The sequence below is a fragment of the Mariniphaga sp. genome (genome assembly GCF_041687215.1).
Classification (GTDB): domain Bacteria; phylum Bacteroidota; class Bacteroidia; order Bacteroidales; family Prolixibacteraceae; genus Mariniphaga.
Genome location: NZ_JAWLCI010000017.1, coordinates 32,839 through 53,594 on the forward strand (window position 1 = coordinate 32,839; position 20,756 = coordinate 53,594).

Genomic DNA, 20,756 nt, shown 5'->3' on the forward strand with positions numbered 1-20,756 from the left:
TATTTGGTGAAATGTTATATGCCCGAAGTCATCTTATCGATATAACCAAACGACTTATCATCAATCCTTATTTCGCCCTTTGTAATATGGCCTAACATAAAAAACGGGATTTTCCGCTCGGTCATAAAATCAACAAAATCGTCCTCTTTTTCAGACTCTACTTCAATCAAAATTCTCCCCATAGCTTCTCCAAACAGGAATGAATCGAGCCTTGTTTCGGCATCTGTGGTGATATCAAATCCAAGTCCGTTTGGAATGGCAGCGCGCAGAAGTGTAAAAAACAAACCTCCTTTTCCAACAGGGCTTGCGCTTTGCAACAACTCTAATTGATGCAATTCCTGCAATGCTTCCTGAATTTTAATCTCATCATCAATATGGTACGCAGGGAGCGGCGAATCGGAAATTCCATGGTAAAATTCAAGATATTCAGACGAGCCAATGTCTTCAACCGAGCGGCCTATTAAAAAAATATTTCCACCTTTTTGCTTAAAAGCATGTGTGGTAAGTTTATTTTTATCCTGAACCATTCCAACCATACTAATTATTATGGTAGGCGGAACCGGTCCGTGGCCGGAAAAATGATCGAACCTGATTTTTTTATCTGAAATTTTCAGTTTAAATTTTTGAGCAGCATTCTCCAAACCCTTTTTTGCCCCCGAAGCAATATACTGTCCATTCGGATCAGCAAAATTAATGTGGTATAAAAAAGCACTAATTGCAATGGGTTGGGCTCCTATACAAAGCATTTTTCGCGTAGCTCTCGAAATCAAAATCTCAGTGGCTTTTTGCGGATCATTTTGCAGGTGATGATGAAATGCATGAGTGCTCAAAGCCATGCTGGCGCCCGTACTGTCAATATCAAACAATCCAATTTCGTCGTTATCGCCATCGCCAATGGAATCCGGGGAGATTCCGGCTTCACTAAAATCGTTGAAATAATTGATACTCGACAAGTTGGGATTAACCATCAGCGAATAAATTATATTTTCAATATCAACAGGTTCAGGCAGTGAATCCAGGTTGATTTCATTTTCTTGCTGCATTGTGTCTTTCATACGTAAATGGTTTTTCTGGTAATTAAAGCAAAAGCAAAGGTAATTAAGTAAGCGATTTTTCCATAAAATTAGCTATTTTTTTTAATTTCGGCACAGGAATAAAAAGCTGCAAAACCATGAAAAAGATTGTTTTAATTACAGGTGCAACAGCCGGAATTGGTGAGGCTACAGCTCATTTGCTTGCTCAAAATAATTTTAACCTGATTATTACCGGAAGAAGAAACGAAAGACTGAATGGCCTAAAAGAAAAAATAGAAAATGAAACCGAAGCAAAAGTTTTCGCGCTGAATTTCGACATCAGAAGCAAGCCGGAAACAGAAAAAGCCTTTGAAAGCCTGCCAGAGAGCTGGAAAAACATTGATATTCTGATAAATAATGCCGGACTTGCTGCCGGCCTGAGCAGGATTGACAACGGAGATACCGATGACTGGGAACGGATGATTGACACCAATATAAAGGGCTTACTTTATATTACACAACTGGTTTCAGCAAAAATGATTGAAAGGAAAGAAGGGCATATTGTAAATATTTCATCTATTGCGGGAAAAGAAACCTACCCAATGGGAAATGTTTACTGTGCTACCAAACATGCTGTGCAAGCACTCACAAAAGGGATGCGTATTGATTTTCTGAAATACGGAATAAAAGTTTCTTCAGTAGCTCCGGGTGCTGTTGACACTGAATTTTCGCTGGTACGATTTAAGGGTGATGAACAACGTGCAAAAAGTGTTTACGAAGGTTTTACACCCCTTTTTGCACAGGATATTGCAGAAACAATCCTTTTTGTGGTTACCCGTCCGAAACACTTAAACATTGATGATATTCTTGTTATGCCAACCGACCAGGCTTTTTCGCGTGATTTTAACCGGGAAAAAGGCTAACTTTGCAGTTACATAAAAATAACATGTCAGAAGCAATTGTAATAACACCTGTTAAAGATTCACCCGAAACAACTGACAAAACAATTGAAGCTGTTTGCCAGTCGGATTGTGACATTGAATATTCCGTTTTTAACGATTTCAGCCAGCCAAAAACAAAACAACTTTTGCTGGAAAAACAAAAAAGATGGAACTTTCATCTCGTTCATCTTGAAGATGTTACAGATAATCCATCTCCAAACTATAAATTAGTGCTGGAAACCGCACAAAAAATGGCAATTGAAAAAAAATTGCCCTTAATTATTGTAGAATCTGATGTAATTATTAAAAAAGACACACTGAGCCAGTTGTTAAAACTTGCAAAATCAAAAGAAAATGCGGGTTTGGTTGGCGCAATTACCGTTGATAAACAAAACAATTATAATTTCCCCTACACCTTTGAAAAAATAAAAAACAACCATACGGTTGAAACATCGCACAGTTTAAGTTTTTGCTGCACCTACCTTTCCCTGCCTTTTCTTCAAAATTTCAATTTTTCAGAATTGTCATCAAAAAAAGATTGGTATGATGTTACCATTAGCAGACAGGCAAAAAAAGCCGGATTTAAAAACTATCTGGCTAAAGGAATTGAGGTACTGCATCTTCCACACTCCAGCAGACCATGGAAAAATTTAAAATACAGTAATCCGTTACTTTATTATTATAAAAAACTGATTCATAAACGCGACCGAATCTGATGCCATTTTTCAAACAAAATAATTTTTTAAAAATTGCTTCCCATCTGGGGTTCTGGCTAATCAGCATGGGATTAACTCTTCTGCTTTTTTATTATTATGAAGACAGAGTACATTTCGATTTGGTAATACTTTCAAAAGCATTTATTACTAATCTGGGGTTTGCCATTGCAGTATATATAAACCTGCTGGTGCTGATTCCCGGATTTTTAAAACGCAAAAATTATATATTTTATGTATTCTGGCTAATGGTATTGCTGACCCTTTCAAGCCTGTTCATCCAGTTTTTGCTCATGTTTCCACTTCGGAATATCCTCCAAGTTGGATTTAGATTTCGCTCTTTCGATATTAACCTGCATGCTGCATATTTTTCTACAACACTTATTTTTGTGGCATTTACATCCTTTTTAAAATTTATCAGAGATTGGCTAACTATGCAGGACCTGAATCTAAAACTTGCAAAAATTGAACAACAGAAACTTGAAGCTGAACTCAAAACGCTGAAAGGACAGCTTAATCCCCATTTTCTGTTCAATTCATTAAATAATATTTACTCCCTGGCATTGGTTCATTCGGAAAAGGTTCCTGATTTAATTTTACAACTGGCAGATTTAATGCGTCATATTATTTACGAATCGCGCGAAAATTATATTTCCCTGGAAAAAGAAATTGAATTTGTCACCAATTTTGTTGCACTACAAAAAATACGTGCTTCCGAAAACGTAAATATCGAATTTAAAATAAACGGGGAAGTGCCCTCCTCTAAAATTGCTCCACTAATATTTGAACCGTTTATTGATAATGCCTTTAAACATGGTCTTCCGGGAACAAATGGCAAGGATTTTATTCACATCTCTTTTGATTTTGAGACCCCGGGCTGGATAAAATTCAGTATAGAAAACAATTATGAACAGTTTCCCAAAAGTATCAGAAAAAAGGATGGCGGAATAGGAATAGAAAATGTGAGACAACGATTAAACCATTTGTATTCTTCCAAAGATTACAATCTGCAAATTCAACATCAAAACAATAAACACCTTGTAAACCTGAAGTTAAAACTTAAATAAAATGGAAATTAAAACCTTAATTGTTGACGATGAACCCCTGGCTCAAAACGTAATTGAACAGTATGCAAAAAAATTACCGCAACTGAAAATAGTGGACAAATGCAACGATGCAATTTGTGCCCACCAGGCTTTGCAAAACAATCACATTGATTTAATTTTTCTTGATATCAATATGCCAAAACTTTCAGGGATTTCGTTTTTAAAAAATCTCAAAAATCCACCATTAGTTATTTTCACAACGGCATATTCAGAATATGCGCTGGAAGGTTTTGAACTAAATGCATTGGATTACCTAAAAAAACCTTTTAGTTTCGAGCGGTTTTGCAAGGCTTGTTTTAAAGCGGAAGAGCTACTCAGACTGAAACAGGCCGATCAAAAAACGGAACCAATAAAGGAGGAAAAACAGAATTTCTTTTTCGTAAAATCAAATAAAAAAACGTATAAAGTTAAGTTTTCTGAAATTTACTATGTGGAAGGGCTTGGTGATTACGTGCAGTTGCACCTCACAGACCAGAAAATTGTTGCGAATCTTTCCATGAAAAAAATGATGGAAATACTTCCTGAACAGGAGTTTTACCGTATCCATAAATCCTTCATTATCTCACTCCAAAAACTGGAATTGGTAGAGGGAAATTCAGTAAAAATAAACAATAAACGTTTACCCATTGGGAACAGCTACCGGCAACAGTTTATGGATTACATTAATGAACACATGTAATCAATCCATAAATCCCTGTTCACGTAAGGTTTGAATCATTTTTTCCGAAAAAAATTCATTGTCTGATTTTTTATAACGAACATCAGTAAAGACCTGCGCAAGAGTTTCTTTGTCATTCTCTTTAACAAATTCTTTCATCGACTCCAGATTTTCTTTATAAGAATATAAATCTCTGATAACATCTTCCGTATAATCCTTATATTTTTCGCGATGAATGATACAACGAATTGGAATCCTGTCCGTGAGGTTCGGAATTTCTTCAGGATAACCAAGTGCAATAGTAGTAACAGGAAAGGTTAATTTGGGCAGTTCCAAAACATTTATAATTTCTTTTGCATTGTAGGTAGTCGTTCCCAAATAACAAATGCCGAGCCCATAATTCTCAGCAGCTACACAAGTATTCTGTGCAACCAGAAGTGCGTCAATCGCAGCAGTAAAAAACGAAAGAAAATTTGCATATCCTGGTTCGGCTTTATTGTTTTTGCACCATTTGGAAAAACGATTGAAATCAGCAACAAACGTGAGTAAAACCGGAGCGCTTACAGCAACTGACTGATTAAAATGTAGTGGCGCCAGTTTCTGTTTCATTTCTGCATCCTCAGTAATAATAACACTGTACAACTGCATGTTGCCAGTTGTTGATGCACGGGAGCCGGAACAGATAATACTTTCAAGTAATTTTGGTTCAATTGCCTTTTGCAGAAAATTCCGCACTGTAACGTGTCTATTTAAAAGTTCCATATTATAAAAATGGTTTATTGCAACAAAAATAAGTAATCCGTATCTGACTAGAAAGTAATAGTATGACTTCAAGTAATACCATCACAAAAAAAGACAATAAAAAAGGGGAAAGCTGATGCTTCCCCCCTTTTTAATCAATCAATTCGGTATTACCTTTTAACAATCCTTTCTGTTTTGGCGAGTCCGTCTTCAGTAAACATACTTACAACGTACACACCGCTTACCAGATTTGCAGTACGGATTTCACGGGTCGGATATTCTAAGTCGATAACTCGCTGACCAGCAATATTGGTAATAAGTACCCTGGTCAGTTTACTGTGGTTTTCGATAGTAATTCTGTCGTTGAACGGATTCGGATATACTTTGAACTCAACTCCTGAAATAATAGGAGCAGGTGTAGCACCCAGGTCAACAATGTCAGATTCCATCCTTGGCTCAAGTTTGAACGCTTCCAGACGAGTATTTACAATACCAGTTACATGGTAGAAAGTGCTGTCAGTCGGTTCAAATGCATACAACCAGTCGTTAACAATTACGTCGTCGGTTGGTTCGTAGTACACTGACCATTCACCGTTGCCTTCATCAGCAGGTCTTGCACGACCTCCCTCTACTGTAACAAGCACGCTTTCCCACATTTCGTTTTCAGCGTCTGATGGAGAATCAGCAACAATTGCTTCAACCACAAGAGGAGCATCAATCATGGTTACCTCAGCAGCAGTTAAAGTAGTTACCGTAGCAACTTCAGTTACAGAACCAACAACTTCAACACCATCACCTATTTCGAGGTCTGAAGCATCAGCGTATTCTACCCAAATACCGCTCCATGCAGCATTTGCATCCTGCATAAAGAATCCTTCGCCGGCAGAAACACCTGTAACAGTACCCGTTACAACTACTACGTCTTCAGCAGGTACAGCGGTTTGAGCACCTTCACCCTGAATTTCAGCAATGGTGAGCGGCATTGGAACAGCTACAACCTCAACATTCAACGTTCTTTCACATTCACCAAACATATATACAAATGTGTGCATACCTTCTGCAAGCATGGTATCAACACCAGCTTCGGTATCAACAAACTCAGTTTCGTAATTAATATACGTTTCTACGATAGTATCGCGGGTTACGTAATCACCTACTACTTCTACAATTTCTACTGTACCACATTCATGTGAATCCATTCCAATAATATTGTATGTACCCCTTGGCAGTGTAAAGGTCATTTCAGTCATTACACTGTCGTCAACCATTACCATGTAAGGTCCAACACCACCGGAAACAGTTACAGTAAACGTTTCACTGCATTCTGTAGTTTCTAAGATTTCGATATCGGCAACCACTTCACTTTGAATATAATCAAAAGTAAAGGTGTCAATGGCAGATACACAACCTTCGCTATCTTCTACATAAATTGCATAGTGCCTGTCACCGATAAATTCAGCATCGAATTCGAATAAATCTTCTATGGTAATTGATTCATCGAACCAACCATTGTAAGCAGTATATTCATCGTCTCCGGTTGTAAAATCATCATCTTCAAATTGTTTGTAATAAACCATGAAGGAACGATCAGGTGTGCCAGTTGCATTAATTCTTACCTTGGCGTAATCAAGATTTGCACAAGACAAGTCATTAACTGTGAATTCAACTTCAAGCGGAGTTTCGAGATAGATAGTATCTAATGCTTCGCAGTCATTTTCATCTCTAACCTGAACCGTGAATGTGTTACCAACTTCAACCAGGAATGAACTTCCAAGATTTTGCCATGGAGTATGGATTACACCATTTTTCCATAACTGGTATTCATAATCACCGGTTCCACCTTCAGCAATGGCTTCAATAACTCCGTCAACAGCGCCGAAACAAGTTGTTCCGTCAACAATTTCCAGACTTACTGTTAATTCATCCGGTTGATCAACAAAAATGGTATCAATCGCAGAAATACAGCCATTATCATCGGTAACAGTTACTTCAAATCCTTCTTCAGAACTTGCAGGAACACCACCTAAAATATAAAGGCCACCTGTATTAGGTTCAATATCCATATAAGTAGAGTCAACTGTTTCTCCAGCAGCGCTGGTTCCCCAAACGCGTGCATTGTATGTACCTGAGCCACCGATAATATTAACTAAATGAACTTGTCCATCCCATGCACCGAAGCAAGAAGGTAGTCTGTAATGAACCATAGCAGGATCACCCATTGTATGGAAGGCCCATTCAATAGAATCAGGTTGTTCAACTTTTACACGCCATTTGTTTACCGGTAAACTATTTTCGTATTGACCGCCAACAATACAGCCGTTTGCATCCATTACCCAGGTAACCCAGGTTCCGGCGCCTACATTGAACTCATTGCTTTCCTGCCATTCGTCTGAATCTTCATCCGGGTGGTTCGGAACAAGGATATGTCCGTCAGGCTCAATTGATAAGCCAGCCCAGTATTTGTAAGGTGCAGTACCACCGTCAGCATTCAGAACAAATTGTCCGTCTTCACCTCCGTAACAGGTAACATCATTTACCCATTCCGGATCAAGTGTCAAGTAGGTAGCAGGTTCATTTACTTCCCAAGATTCAACTGTAGTTGAAGGTCCATCAAACTGACCTGTAGTTGGAGCCAATGTACAACCATTTGCATCCATAATGCGCACGGTGTAGTGTGAATGTGCCAAATCGGTAAAGGTATATGCATTATCATCACCAGACCTAATCCAGCCACTATCATAATCACTTCCAGTAATTTGTATATCAAAACCATCATTTGCAGTACCTTCAAGGTCATAAGGAATTCCGCCACTGATAATTTCTACAGTTAAGGTACCGTCTGAACCATCTTTACAGCTTACATCTTCAATTACAACTGTATATGTAATTGGTTCGGGTGAGTCAATGGTAAACGGAACAGAATATTCACAATCAAGATTTTGTAATGTATCAACAGCATCATAATTGTAAGCATCTCTGATATACAGAACATGGTCGCCTGCTGGTAAATTGTCGTATGTTAAATCTGATGACCAGGTTCCGTCGTTTATTTTGAATTCATAAAGAGTATAACCATCCCATCCGCCAATTCCTTCAACTTCTATTTCACCATCAGCAATACCGTAGCAAGTTGCATCGGTAATGTCAATATCTGCACTTAAAGCTTCAGGTTCAAGAATAGTAATGGTATCAGGTCCTGTTACACATTCATTTGCATCTTTAATCCAAATTCTAAACATTCCTGTTTCAGTAGCAATATGAGTTTTAACTGTTTCTCCTGCATCAATCGGAATCCATGAATTCGTATTGTTAATAGCATACCAGTAATCGGGAGTTCCGCCAGTTATGTCAACAGTAATTAATCCATCGTTTGAATCTTCACAGCTCATGTGCTGATAAGTAGCGGTGAAAGTCAATTCATCCGGATCATCCAAAACAATTTCTTCAGTTGTATAGGAAGGACAATCTTCTGAATCTTCAACCATTACAGCATAAACTCCAGCAGGTAAACCTGTGAAATCACCAGTAGCCTGGTCTGTGTAGTCTTCCAGTTCAACCCATTCACCTTCTACCCATTCGAGCAGGGTAAACAAGTAAGAACCGGCGCCACCAGAAACAGCACTCATTGGGACATTGATGCTACCATCTGTTCCTTCAAAACAAAGTGGATCAACAGCAACGATATCATCTTCGTCAACCAGCAATTCTTCGTAACCTTCAACTTCAATCGGGCCATACCATTTTTCGTCGCAACCATCATCGCGAACGGCAATCCAGTAGGTTCCGCCATCAACCTGGAAGCTAACTGTGCTTAATGCCGGATCATAGTCCTCATCATTATATGTATCAAAAGGTAACCACAGGCCTTCGTCAATATTTCCAAGTGCAGCTTCATTGTTAACTACAGCATATTCCAGTCTCCCATCAACCGGAACATAACCACCGGTTGCATGAACCGTGATAACTCCTTCGAAGGTATTGAAACAGGAGGCAGAAGTAGTGTAAACTACATCAATTAATAATTCAGGATTTTGAGTAATCTCAATGGTATCAGGATTTGATTCGCAAGTGTATTGGTCAACAACCCATACTATATAAGTTCCTGCATTGAATGTTGTAGGAGTAGCAGCTATGTTGGATGGTCCGAAAGATGAAACCACACCAGCTTCATTTTCAACATAAAATTGAACTCCACGATTTGGTTCTCCGCCTTCTCCTGTTAATCCATCTGCCCAGCTTGTGAAGTTTACAGAAATGGTTCCTGTCTTGTCACCAAAACAGTTGATATGAAGGTCAGAAACTGCTTCAATAACATTTTCTTCCATATCCACATCCTGCACAATATCAAATTCGTACTCACAACCGTTGTCGTCCCAAACCAGGATTGTATGCTCACCAACTCCTACTCTGATATTTGTTAAAGTGGCGCTGGTTTCTCTGGCCGAGCTTCCGTTAATGGAATAGTAGTAAGGTTTTGTTCCACCTTCGATTCTCAAACGAATACTTCCGTCATTTCCATCAATACAGGTTGGTGCAAACCAGTCTTCAACAGAAGCAAGTAATTCAGCAGGATTATCTACTGTTAAATCACCAGAATAGGTAACCTCACAAGTCGGATCACCTTCTCCTACAGGAGCATTAGCCACAACAATTGCGGGTACAGCATAAGGAGCAGGCCAAACATCAATTGAAGTTGTGTCAACCCAACTAGTTCCGCCGTCAAAACTATATACATAATCACCAGTTCCTCCTGTAACATTTACAATTGCAATGGATGCATCCCCATCGTTACATGCCGGATCAGTAATCTCAACATCAAACTGAATATCATCAGGTGATTGTACAGAAATAACATTCTGAGTATTGTTCGGGTTAATGTATTCAACTACACAACCATTGGCATCAGTAATAGTTAAACTGTAGTAAGTAGGTTTCAGACCGGTAAAAGTAAATCCGGCAGCATCTACGCCAGATTGAGTAGTAATATTCTCACCTTCTTGAATTTCAAGGGTATAAGTTGCAGTTCCCCCAACAATATTTGTAACAATAATTTCTCCATCATTGTCACCACCACAAGAAGTATCTGTGATGTCCATATCAAATGTAATGGCATCAGGTTCTGTAATTTCAACATCAGTATCAATATCGATAACACATCCGTTTGTATTTCTTACTTTTACAGAGTAGTCTCCGGCCATTAAATCTTCAACTGTATATTCACCGGCATCTCCCCAGGTAGTTCCACCGTCAACAGATACTTCATAAACATCTACGGCAGCGCCACCGTCTTCAAGAATTTCAATAGAAATTTCTCCATCCATTCCGCCATTACATGAAACATTGGTGATGGTAAGATTTCCTGTAACAGGCAGATTGGTGTCAGTAATTGTTATTTCTTCCCAATAGGTCAAATCAGCCAGGTTTGCACAACCATTGGCATCCTGAACGGCAACATAATATGTTCCAGGATCATAAGAAAACTGGAAATTTGTTCTTGTTACTGCATCAGAACCATCAGAATTTTCTGAAATATAATAAGTATAAGGCGCAACACCACCATTCGCATCAAATACCACAGAACCTCTACCTCCGTAACATGCAGGATTTTGAGTTTCTACAGTAAATTCTACTGGTTCGATAGTTTCCGGGACTGTAACAGTTTGTTTCAAAGAAATACAGCCGTTAGCATCTTTTATGCGAACTGTAACCGTTTCACCGGCAACAACATCATAATCAGGTGAAGTTGACCATGCATCTGTCCAGTTAGCTGGATCAGGGTCTTCGTTAAACAGATAAAACTCTGCATCAGGTTCAGTAACGGTTAAAGTTACATCACCACCGGCACAGGTTTCTGTGGTTACAGTGGTTTCAATATCAGTCATTTCTACGTCAACTGTAAGCGAACCATCGTAATAAACATCTGTATTCACTAAATCGTCGCCATCAGGTATTTCGTACCAGAAATTGGTTGTTCCCCATACCATACTGCTGGTAAACGATGGAGCCATATTTCCAGGATAACCCAACACTGAAAAGTGAAGAACCAGGATATCCGTTCTCTCATTGTCGCCAATGGTAGCAGCATCGTCAGCCCAGTCAACACTAATAATTCCACCTGCTTCTGAAGTTGTTAAAGCAGATAATGAAGCATGGACATTAGAAACCCCAACAAAATCGAAGATTTCGTCGTTGAATTCCAAAGCCAGTTCAAAACGGTTTAATTTAATAAAATCCCGTACCGAGATTGTTACCGTGTAATCGTCAGCTTCATTGTAACAATATGAAGCGTCTTCTGCATAAAGTTCAACGGTTTCCTGTTCCTCCTGTGCGTACCCATGGGTTGCAAAGGCTGTAAGGAGTACCATTAAACTTAAGAACCAAGTAAATGATTTTCTCATAGCATTTCTTTTTAAATTGAACTTAATTGATTGATTGATTTTAAATTATTTAATCTTTTAATCATTGTTTTAGTTATATCGTCCTTTATAATTGCAGGATAAACAAATACAAACGTATAAAATTATCAGCAATGTACAAACGAATCGCTGAATAAAATATCTTGTTTTTCCCTTTGTTATCAACAGGCCCGAATTGACATGCAACCTGTCTTGTTAACATTTCTTTTGTTTTGTACAAGTTTGCTCTCGTTTTAATTTGTGCAATTTTACTTCAATTTTTTTAATTATTTACAATAAATCCTGGTTTTTTTCGCTTAGGTAAAGTGATTAGTACGATTTGATGTTGTAAAATATAGGTTGAAGTTGCAATTTACTATGTATCGTTTATACCATTTTATATATTATTCCCTTTTTTTAAAAGAAATTGGGTGCCGAACTGGCCAATATTCTGCCAAATGGCTGCCGGCTGTTTTTTTTGTTTTCTTTTTAGCATTTAATTCCTGCAAAACCTGTAAATGTCCTGCTTATTCAGAAACACACCAGGAAATTCGTGAAAAGAAAGCGTAACAGCAAATTTGATTACTTGATGTTGAATTGCCAGCCAATTTTTATTAGCTCACGCATTCCTTTAAATTTACATAACTGGAACACAGTTTGACATTTTTTTCTATTTGCGTTGATTTATTTAGCCTCAAAAAATCCAATAATATTCTGACAAAAAACAATTTAACTAAAAATTACCTCGCTGAGAATTGAATATTTTAGCATGTTATGGGGGATTGACTGCAAATTTTGGCAAGAAATTGTGTTGTGTTCGCTTTAAATTAACATTAAAGTTCGAAGCAATAATTTTGAATTCATGTTTTAGATTTGAAACTGTGGAATTTTAGTAGTTAATTTGTATATGTTTCTGATTCAGGAATTAAACTTAATGCTTTTCCTGAAAAATTTAATAAAAATAGTTCATTATAATAAATTAAAACTTACACTACTATGTCAAAAATTAAAATAGGTATTAATGGATTTGGCCGCATTGGACGCCTGGTTTTCCGTGCTGCTGTTGCAAAAGACAATGTTGAAGTGGTTGGCATCAATGATCTGCTTGATGTGGACTACATTGCTTACATGTTAAAGTACGACTCTACACATGGCCGCTTTAAAGGCGAAGTTTCAGTTGAAAATGGTATGCTGGTTGTAAACGGCAAAAAAATCAGGGTTACTTCCGAAAAAAACCCTGCCGATTTGAAATGGGGTGAAGTTGGTGCAGAATACGTGGTTGAATCTACTGGTATTTTCCTCACCAAGGAAAAAGCACAGGGTCACCTGGATGCCGGAGCGAAAAAAGTAATTATGTCGGCTCCATCGAAAGACGATACCCCGATGTTTGTAATGGGTGTTAACCAAAAAAGTTACACCAACGATATGAACTTCGTTTCAAACGCTTCATGTACAACAAACTGTCTGGCGCCTGTTGCCAAGGTATTAAATGACAAGTTTGGTATTGTTGAAGGTTTGATGACCACTGTTCACGCTACCACAGCCACACAGAAAACTGTTGACGGTCCTTCCATGAAAGACTGGCGTGGCGGACGTGGTGCAGGACAAAACATTATTCCCTCGTCAACCGGAGCTGCAAAAGCAGTAGGTAAAGTTATCCCGAGCCTGAACGGTAAACTTACAGGAATGGCTTTCCGCGTTCCTACTCCCAACGTATCGGTTGTTGACCTGACTGTTCGTTTGGAAAAAGGCGCATCTTACGAAACCATCTGCGCTGCCATGAAAGAAGCTTCAGAAGGCGAATTGAAAGGCGTTCTGGGTTACACTGAAGATGCAGTGGTTTCAAACGACTTCCTCGGTGAATCATGTACCTCAGTTTTCGATGCCGGCGCAGGAATTGGACTTAACGATAATTTCGTAAAAGTGGTTTCATGGTACGACAACGAATGGGGCTATTCGCTTAAAGTTGTGGAATTAGTTGAATATATGGATTCGGTAAAATAAAGTTCCTATATATATAATGGTATAGAAAAGGCTGCCTAAGGTGGCCTTTTTTTATTCATACCTCAGCGATTCAATGGGATCGAGACGGGCTGCTTTTTGGGCGGGGTAATATCCTGAGATAATTCCCACAAAAAAACAAAGGACTACGCCTACTATTATCCACATCCACGGAATGATGAAGGCAGAACCTATAAGTACCGAAACCAAATTTCCTACAAGTATGCCAACGATAATTCCGAGTATTCCCCCTATTTGCCCGATAACAATTGCTTCTATTAAAAACTGCTGTCGCACTATTGAACTTTTAGCCCCAATGGCCTTTCGAACACCAATTTCCCGGGTGCGCTCGGTAACAGAAACCAGCATAATGTTCATTAATCCCACTGCTGCACCAAAAAGGGTAATCAAACCAATTATGGTTGCAACAAGTGTAATATTTCTGATATTATCGAGCAAAATATTCACCAGATTATCACTTTTCTCAATATTAAAATCCGTTTCGTCCAAGGGGTCAAGTCCCCTAACATTTCTGAAAACCGCTTCAGCTTGCCCAATAGCCACTTCAAGCATTTCAGCCCTGGGAACCATCACCTGAACATTAAAATTCATATTGGGTCGCGAAAAATAATTCCGGGTATTGGTATAGGGAATAAAACAAACCAAATCGTTACTTATGCCCATTCCGCTGCCTTTACTTTTTAGGGTACCAATAACTTTATATTTTCCGCTGCCAATGCTAATCACTTTTTGTAAAGGATCTTCGTTGTTTTTAAAGAAAAGTTTTACCAAATCGCTGCCTAACAAAACCACTGCCCGTCCACCGGTAATTTCTGAATCATTAAAGCTGCGGCCTTTATCAACTTCAAAACCTGCAGTTTGAAGATAATCCTCATCAATTCCTCTAACATTCACATTCGGATTTGTTTTTTGTGCTCCATATTTTATGGTGGCATTGCCCGATGCATTTACCGAAATAGCAGTAATTGCTGGAAATTCGAATTGTTCTTTAAATGCTTTTGCCTGGTAATAAGAAATGTAGGAATAGTTTTTAGATCGGTATTGCTGGTTACCAACCTGAACCCGCATTCCCCGGCTCGTAAGTGTAAAAGTATTTGCCCCCATAAACGTAAATTCCTGTGTAATGGAATTTTTGATAGAGTCAATTGCAGTTAAAATACCAATTAATGCCGTAATACCTACTGCAATAATTAAAACAGTTAGCACCGAGCGAAGCAGGTTCGAACGGACAGATTGCAGTGCAATCCTCATATTTTCAGCGAATAAAGTCGCCTTCCTCATTTTTTATTTTTCAGAAAATTAGAAATAATACTTGTAAAAACACTTTATTAGTTCACTAAAAACATAGATTATTACACCAACCTACTTTTCTGAAATCAGATAAAATCTGACGAACAGATGACGGGATTGTTCGATAATTTTCCACCCTTAGTGTTTTTTAACATTTTTTAAAAGGCGCAAAATATGGCCTTATTTAGCCTTCGAGTACAATTTTAAATAGTGCGAAACATGTTATAGATCAGTTTTTTGGAACTGAATATGGAAAGGTTAAACGTCAAATAAAGAAACTTTTCATCAATTTTATCGAAGAACGACAACAATTTCATTTTGCTTTTTGATTGAAAAGGTTTTTAAATTTGAACACGAAAATACGTTCAAAGTTATGATTTATAATTTTAGAATTACTTCACCGGAATCCAAAAACTTCCTTTTAAAACTGGAAGCTGACGGAGAACATTCATTTTTCGATTTGCACACAATCATACAAAAGAGCGTTGGTTTTGAAACGCACCAACTGGCTTCTTTTTTCATACCCGACCAAAACGGAAGGAAACAAAAAGAAGTATCGATGCTTGATTTAGGCCTTAACGGAGGCATTTATTACATTATGCAGAAAACAAAACTATCTGACTTAATAAAATCTGAAGCGCGTCATATTTTCTACACTTTTGATTTTATAAACGATAGATCATTGTATATAGAACTAACTGGAATTGTTATGGAAAAAAATCTCAGAGAACCATTTATCACTCTGAAACAGGGTGAAGCCCCGGTACAGGTTCTGGGTGATGAACCACCTGTGACGGATTCAGCCAAACTTCAGGAAGAAGAGGTTTTGATGGATTTTGGCATTTTAGATGATTACACTGAACTTTACGGAGAAATGGAAGACTTTTAGGATTCCACAGTGTAATATCAAAAGAAAATTCAGACTGTTCAATTTATTTTGGGCAGTCTTTTTTTTGCGTTTAATTTGCAGTGCAAACAGTTAAAAATGACAAAACACCTGATTATAATTACCGGACCGACCGCAATTGGGAAAACCCGGGTAGCCATTGAAACAGCTAAATTTTTTAACACCGAAATAGTTTCGGCAGATTCGCGACAAATTTACAGGGAGTTAAGCATTGGAACAGCCGTTCCTTCGCAGGCAGAACTGAATTCAATAACACATCATTTTATACGCTCCCACTCCATCCACGATGCATACAATGCCAGCCGTTACGAATCAGAAGCAATGGAACTGCTTGAAAAATTGTTCAGAAAATACAACACCGTTGTTTTAACCGGGGGTTCGATGCTTTATATTGACGCTGTTTGTAAAGGTATTGACATAATGCCCGATGTTGATCCGGAACTTCGGCAGAACTTAAAAACCAGCTTAAAGGAAAACGGAATTGAAGGTTTGCGGTTTCAACTCAAACAACTTGATCCGGCATATTACAACCAGGTTGATTTGAAAAATCCGGCACGAATTGTTCATGCGCTTGAAATTTGTCTGATGACCGGAAAACCTTATTCTTCTTTTCGCACTTCGCCCAGTAAAGAAAGGCCATTTTCAGTAATTAAAATAGGTCTTGATTGCGACCGGGTTGAACTTCACCAGCGCATTAATCAACGTGTGGATAAAATGATTGAAGCCGGTCTGGAAGAGGAAGCACGTAGCGTCTATCCGTTCAAACACTTGAATTCGTTGAATACTGTTGGCTACCGCGAGTTTTTTGCCCATTTTAATGGTGAAATTTCAAAAGAAAAAACCATTGAACTGATTAAACGAAACTCCCGCCGGTACGCACGAAAACAACTTACCTGGTTCCGAAAAGATTCTGAAATGAACTGGTTTCAACCTCATGATTTGGAAAAAATTATCAAATTCATAAAAAATAAAATCGAAAAGAAATGAACTCTCCTGGGAACTTTATTATTCGGGTTTACGGCATTGTTTTAAACGAAAAAGAAGAAGTGCTGCTAACCGATGAATTTCAGGTTGGTATGGAAATGACCAAATTTCCGGGAGGCGGACTGCATTTCGGCGAAAGTACCATTGATTGTTTACAGCGGGAATTCAGGGAAGAATGTAACGGACAGGAAATTAAAAACATTCGCCATTTTTACACCACCGATTTTTATCAAAAAGCGTTGTTTTACGAAAATCACCAGCTAATCAGCATTTATTATCTGGCCGATTTGAATACTCCCATTCAATTTACGATTTCGCAAAAGCCTTTCGATTTTGAAAAAATGGAAAACGGAAACCAAAGTTTCAGATGGGTAAAATTAAAAGATTTAAAAACAGACGATTTATCATTCCCTATTGATAAATTTGTGGCGAAAGAATTAAAAAGTCGGTTTTTATGAATATAACTATTCTCGGCCCGGCACACCCGTTAAGAGGAGGAATTGCAGCTTTGAACGAGCGGCTTGCAAAACAGCTTGTTGCAGAAGGACATGACGTAAATATTGTTTCATTTGCATTGCAATATCCCAAAATTTTATTCCCCGGAAAGACACAGTATTCGGAAGACGAGGTGGTATTTGATTTTCGGGTAACCCAGGAAGTAAATTCTGTTAATCCGATTAACTGGTTAAAAATTGGAAAAAAAATAAGACAGGCAAAACCCGATTTGCTGATTGTGCGTTACTGGCTGCCATTTATGGCCATGAGCCTGGGCACTATTTGCAATCTGGTTAAAAAAAATGGCCACACAAAAGTTATCTCCATTGTTGACAATATTATCCCACACGAAAAAAGGCCGGGCGACAAATTTTTGAGCAACTATTTCGTAAAAAATGCAGATGGATTTATCGCCATGTCGAAAAGAGTTTTAACTGACCTTGAATTGTTCGACACCAGTAAACCTAAATTATTTTCTCCCCACCCCATTTACGATCATTACGGAACAATTGAACCGCGCGAAACTGCACTTCAGAAACTTAATCTGGATAGTCAATTTAAATATGTTTTATTTTTCGGATTTATAAGAGATTACAAAGGATTGGATTTACTTTTGGAAGCTTTTGCCGATGATTTTTTCAGCCAAAACAAAATTAAGCTGATTGTTGCCGGTGAATTTTATACCGACGAAAAAAAATACCTGGACCTGATTGAAAATTTAAATTTAAAAAGCCAGGTGATTTTAAAAACCGATTACATACCCAATTCAGAAGTAGAAAACTATTTCAACGCTGCTGATATTATTGCACAACCTTACAAATCGGCAACCCAAAGCGGAGTTACCCAAATTGGCTTTCATTTTAACAAGCCCATGCTCGTGACTGATGTTGGCGGGCTTTCAGAAATTATTCCAAATGGCAAGGCAGGTTATGTTGTGCCTCCCCATGCAAAAAATATAAAAGAAGGGCTCATTGACTTTTTCGAAAACCACCGGGCAGAAAAATTTACCCAGCAGGTAAAAAAAGAAAAGGAGCGGTTTGCCTGGGATAAAATGACAAATACTATTTATGAATTGGCAAATAATTTGGCATCAGAAAAAAATAATCAGAATTAAATATGAGTTAACAACTTCTTTTTTTTTCTGTTATTAGTACCAGAGTATTCAAAAAATTAAAAACTTTGAGAAGTAAAGCAAGAGTGGAGATTCAATAAAAAACAATTTAATAAACAGACAGTTGCAGCATTTTAATAAAGCAGAAATACGACAAATTGAAGACCGTTACCAGGATTTTCTGAAAGCCATTCAGGTTAAATTTGATGAAGAACGGTTGGCACGAATCGAAAAAGCATTCCGGTTTGCCAATGCTGCACATGACGGAATTAAACGAAAGTCAGGCGAACCATACATCATTCATCCTATTGCTGTTGCCCGAATTGTTGCCATAGATTTAGGTCTTGGCGCCACCTCAATCTGCGCTGCAATTTTGCACGATGTTGTAGAAGATACGGAGTATTCCATCAACGACATTGAAAATATGTTTGGCGTTAAAGTGGCCCGGATTGTTGACGGGTTAACCAAACTTTCGGGCGACTTCGACTCCCGGCAGGCTCTTACGCTCAAAAAAATGCTGATGACTCTCTCGGACGATGTCCGGATTATCCTCATAAAAATTGCCGACCGTCTGCACAATATGCAAACCCTCGACTCTATGCCGGCACATAAAAAAATTAAAATTGCCGGAGAAACGCTTTATCTTTATGTTCCTCTGGCTCACCGGCTGGGACTTTATGCCATTAAAATAGAACTTGAAGAACTAAGTTTTAAACATAAACACCCCGAAGAATACAACAAAATTTTGTTGATGCTGCACAACCAGGAAGAAAAACGAAACTACCTGGTAAACGAATTTATACGGCCTATTAAACAAAAATTAGAGGAAGAGAAAATTGAAAGTACCGTTTCGAACCGATTGAAATCGACCTACTCCATTTGGCAAAAAATGCAAAAAAAGGGGGTCACCTTCAACGAAATTTATGATATTCTTGCCGTTCGGATTGTAATAAAAGCCAAACCCGCCATTTCAGAAAAACGTCAGTGTTTCGATGTTTTATCACTCGTTACAGATATTTACAAACCCCGGCCCGACCGTATTCGCGACTGGATAACCATGCCCAAGGCAAACGGTTACGAATCGTTGCATGTTACAGTTATGGGCCCGCAAGGGAAATGGGTTGAGGTACAAATACGCACCGAACGTATGGATGAAATTGCTGAACACGGATTTGCAGCACATTATCGTTATAAAGATATCAGCACTTTTGAAAATGAACTGGACACCTGGATCGAACGCATTCGCGAACACTTGCGCACTCCCGATTCTGATGCATTCGAATTCCTCGACGATTTTAAACTGAACCTGTATGCATCAGAAATCAATTTGTTTACACCCAAAGGCGACATGGTTTCTTTACCGCAGGGTTCAACAGTTATTGATTTAGCTTATGAAATTCATACCGATTTGGGCAATAAATGCATCGGTGCAAAAATTAATTTTAAACTGGTACCTATAAGTCACGTGCTTGAAAATGGCGATCAGGTTGAAATTCTAACATCTGAAAAACAAACACCCAAACTGGAGTGGTTGAAATTTGCCACCACTGCAAAAGCCCGGTCTAAAATTAAAGATGCCTTTAAACTGGAAAAGAAAAAACACATTGATAAAGGTAAGGAAATGGTTGAAGAGGCATTAAAAGAAGTTAAAGCACCAATTACAGCCAATAATCTCAAAAAAATAATTGCCCACTTTAATTTGAATAACAAAGATCAACTCTATTCTGAAGTGGGTATGGGATTTCTTGAACTCGAAAACCTGGATGAAATTCTCGGAAAAAAATCGCCCAATAAACTGGTGAAATACTGGAATATTACCTTCAGCCGGAAAAAGAAAGAGGAAACTGATGAACCTGAAACCGAAGCCGAAACTGAAACTGAAATACAAAAAAAGCCACAGAAAATTGATAAGAGAAAAACTTTTCTTCTGAAAGAAGCTCAGGATAATGTGAACTTTTCGCTGGCCAAATGCTGCAATCCCATTCCGGGCGATAAAGTAATTGGCTACCTCTCCACCGACGACCATGTTATCATTCATAAAACCGGGTGCAAAGAAGTGGAAAAATTCCTATCGAGCCATGGGAACCGTATTATTGCGGCAGAATGGACAAAATTCAAAAAACAATCGTACCTCACGCGTTTAAAGCTTGAGGGATTCGACCGTCTTGGAATTGTTAACGAGGTAACCAATGTAATCTCAAAGCAGCACAGTATAAACATGCGTTCAGTTCAGTTCGACACCCACGAGGGCATTTTCGAGGGCGACTTATTTCTGTACATTCACAATGCTGACGACCTGCACCACCTGATTGCACGGCTCGAAAAAATAAAAGGAATAGACCGTGTTTCGCGGGATGAAAACCTAAATGATTAATTTTTA

The 20,756-nt window shown here is 38.3% G+C and carries 14 protein-coding genes; 10 read left to right on the forward strand and 4 right to left on the reverse strand.

Going from position 1 to position 20,756, the window contains the following annotated elements; genetic code table 11:
• Positions 1–14 precede the first annotated feature (14 nt).
• A complete protein-coding gene (locus ACESMA_RS08275; RefSeq protein ID WP_372948322.1) occupies positions 15–1,055 on the reverse strand; it encodes an AIR synthase-related protein in 1,041 nt (346 codons plus the stop codon).
• Positions 1,056–1,171: 116 nt separating this feature from the next.
• Between ACESMA_RS08275 and ACESMA_RS08280 the strand changes: the two genes are divergently transcribed.
• Genes ACESMA_RS08280 through ACESMA_RS08295 form a run of 4 tightly spaced genes read left to right on the forward strand, consistent with a single transcriptional unit; the run spans position 1,172 to position 4,452 of the window.
• Positions 1,172–1,936, forward strand: a complete 765-nt coding sequence (locus tag ACESMA_RS08280; RefSeq protein WP_372948323.1) for an SDR family NAD(P)-dependent oxidoreductase — start codon at positions 1,172–1,174, stop codon at positions 1,934–1,936.
• Positions 1,937–1,959: 23 nt separating this feature from the next.
• Positions 1,960–2,670, forward strand: a complete 711-nt coding sequence (locus ACESMA_RS08285; protein WP_372948324.1) for a glycosyltransferase — start codon at positions 1,960–1,962, stop codon at positions 2,668–2,670.
• Entirely contained in the window at positions 2,670–3,734 is a 1,065-nt protein-coding gene (locus tag ACESMA_RS08290; RefSeq protein WP_372948325.1) for a sensor histidine kinase, read from the forward strand. The genes ACESMA_RS08285 and ACESMA_RS08290 overlap by 1 nt, the downstream gene beginning before the upstream one ends.
• A 1-nt stretch (position 3,735) precedes the next feature.
• Complete coding sequence (locus ACESMA_RS08295) at positions 3,736–4,452, forward strand: LytR/AlgR family response regulator transcription factor (protein ID WP_372948326.1); 717 nt, start codon at positions 3,736–3,738, stop codon at positions 4,450–4,452.
• On the opposite strand, the gene ACESMA_RS08300 is transcribed toward ACESMA_RS08295, so the two are convergent.
• The gene (locus tag ACESMA_RS08300; RefSeq protein ID WP_372948327.1) at positions 4,453–5,193 is read right to left on the reverse strand and encodes a nitroreductase family protein; all 741 of its coding nucleotides are present in this window, start codon (positions 5,191–5,193) and stop codon (positions 4,453–4,455) included.
• A 149-nt stretch (positions 5,194–5,342) separates the two neighbouring features.
• A complete protein-coding gene (locus ACESMA_RS08305; RefSeq protein ID WP_372948328.1) occupies positions 5,343–11,570 on the reverse strand; it encodes a T9SS type A sorting domain-containing protein in 6,228 nt (2,075 codons plus the stop codon).
• Positions 11,571–12,563: 993 nt separating this feature from the next.
• Here ACESMA_RS08305 and gap point away from each other — a divergent pair.
• Positions 12,564–13,571 (forward strand): type I glyceraldehyde-3-phosphate dehydrogenase, encoded by a 1,008-nt coding sequence (gap, locus tag ACESMA_RS08310; RefSeq protein ID WP_372948329.1) that lies wholly within the window; start codon positions 12,564–12,566, stop codon positions 13,569–13,571.
• A 51-nt stretch (positions 13,572–13,622) separates the two neighbouring features.
• On the opposite strand, the gene ACESMA_RS08315 is transcribed toward gap, so the two are convergent.
• Entirely contained in the window at positions 13,623–14,840 is a 1,218-nt protein-coding gene (locus tag ACESMA_RS08315; RefSeq protein ID WP_372948330.1) for an ABC transporter permease, read from the reverse strand.
• A 412-nt stretch (positions 14,841–15,252) separates the two neighbouring features.
• Here ACESMA_RS08315 and ACESMA_RS08320 point away from each other — a divergent pair, with 412 nt between their 5' ends.
• From ACESMA_RS08320 to ACESMA_RS08340, 5 genes are all read left to right on the forward strand, one after another.
• On the forward strand, positions 15,253–15,768 hold the full coding sequence (locus tag ACESMA_RS08320; protein ID WP_372948331.1) for an IS1096 element passenger TnpR family protein: 516 nt from the start codon (positions 15,253–15,255) through the stop codon (positions 15,766–15,768).
• Positions 15,769–15,864: 96 nt separating this feature from the next.
• On the forward strand, positions 15,865–16,773 hold the full coding sequence (gene miaA, locus ACESMA_RS08325) for a tRNA (adenosine(37)-N6)-dimethylallyltransferase MiaA (protein WP_372948332.1): 909 nt from the start codon (positions 15,865–15,867) through the stop codon (positions 16,771–16,773).
• A complete protein-coding gene (locus ACESMA_RS08330; RefSeq protein WP_372948333.1) occupies positions 16,770–17,228 on the forward strand; it encodes an NUDIX hydrolase in 459 nt (152 codons plus the stop codon). Before miaA ends, ACESMA_RS08330 begins: the two co-directional genes overlap by 4 nt.
• Positions 17,225–18,379, forward strand: a complete 1,155-nt coding sequence (locus tag ACESMA_RS08335; protein WP_372948334.1) for a glycosyltransferase — start codon at positions 17,225–17,227, stop codon at positions 18,377–18,379. Before ACESMA_RS08330 ends, ACESMA_RS08335 begins: the two co-directional genes overlap by 4 nt.
• 121 nt (positions 18,380–18,500) lie before the next feature.
• The gene (locus ACESMA_RS08340) at positions 18,501–20,750 is read left to right on the forward strand and encodes a RelA/SpoT family protein (protein WP_372948335.1); all 2,250 of its coding nucleotides are present in this window, start codon (positions 18,501–18,503) and stop codon (positions 20,748–20,750) included.
• Positions 20,751–20,756: the final 6 nt, after the last annotated feature.